This window comes from Oleiphilus sp. HI0061 (assembly GCF_001635675.1).
In genome coordinates this window covers 1-1250 of the sequence record NZ_LWFE01000343.1, presented here as the reverse complement: position 1 = coordinate 1250, position 1250 = coordinate 1, and the positions used below count along the sequence as shown (strand labels likewise).

Genomic DNA, 1250 nt, shown 5'->3' with positions numbered 1-1250 from the left:
CTTAATGATACTATTCATTGCAGGGATGTTGATAGCATCGTGTAGTGTTATTTCCGGAAATGATGAGCAAACGGAAGCAATTCTAAGCCGTCTGGACCTCAGTCCTCAAAAGGTTCCTGCTAAAACGCCAATGATGCTTGCTGCCGAACGGGGTGATAGCAGTGCTTTAAAAAAGGCATTTTCTCAAGGTGGTAAATTGAATGCTATGGCACCCGAAGGAACGGCATTTTCCTTGGCTCTCAGTAATGGACATGCGTCGATAAGTCGTATCTTGTTGACGGCAGGGAGTCAGTGGCAGGAAGGGTTTTCATTGGGCGACTCTAGTGCGTTGATTGAAGCGGCAGATCAGGGCTTTGATCAGATCGTGAAAATGCTTATTGTAAGAGGTGTATCATTGGATCATCGAGATAAAGAGGGTTATACAGCTTTAGCAAAAGCAGCGATAAAGGGCCACCTAACGACGCTAAAAATACTCATTAATGCCGGTGCTCAAGTTGACGCATACCCTTTGGGGCGTTCGGTGCTTATGCATGTTGTAGAAGATAACAATATGTTGATTTCCCAGCAGCTAATAGCTGTTGGAGCGGACCTGAATTATCAGGATGATGACGGTGATACTGCTCTGAAAATTGCTCGACGAAAGGGCTTCTTTGATATTGATTTAATGCTTGTTCAGGCAGGCGCACGGCCATAGAGAAAAACAAATGAGCTCAAAAAGAAAGATAGCACTCGGACCTTTGCCCGAGCAGCGTGAAGACTATAGCCATTATGAAGAGAGTTTTGTTCGCTGGGACCGCATCGTAGGGTTTGGCTTGCTTGTGTTAGTCGTGCTGGTGTTGCTTATCAGTTTATCCACTGCCAACAAGGATGATGCACTTGATTTTGATGAGGCTGAGACACCACTAGATAGCAGTATCAAGGAGCCGAAGATAGCGGTCATAGAAAAAACAGACGATCCTGACTCTGTAAAGCAGGCTTCACCAAAGCCCGAAGTAACGGTGCCACCTTTGGGAGAGTTAAAGCCAGAGGAACTAGCGCAGCTTGTGAGTACACCCAAAGTTGTTGAAGAGCCTAAAGAAATTAAAGCCCCGGCACCTGAAGCTAAGCCTCTTGAGACAGACAGCGATGAAAGCGTTAACGCTCAGCCTGCAGTCAAAATTTCCGAGGCGAGCCCAGCTTCTGTCCTGATTATAAATAGCGCCATAAAAGAAGCTGTGCTGAGCCTAAGTATTAAGAATGATGTTCCAGGA

General features: G+C 45.9%; 2 protein-coding genes. Both read left to right on the top strand.

What is annotated here, in order from left to right:
• Positions 1–694 (top strand): ankyrin repeat domain-containing protein (locus A3735_RS04680; protein WP_156499403.1); only part of this gene is annotated, 694 nt, incomplete at its 5' end.
• A gap of 10 nt (positions 695–704) precedes the next feature.
• Positions 705–1250 (top strand): hypothetical protein (locus tag A3735_RS04675; protein ID WP_156499402.1); only part of this gene is annotated, 546 nt, incomplete at its 3' end.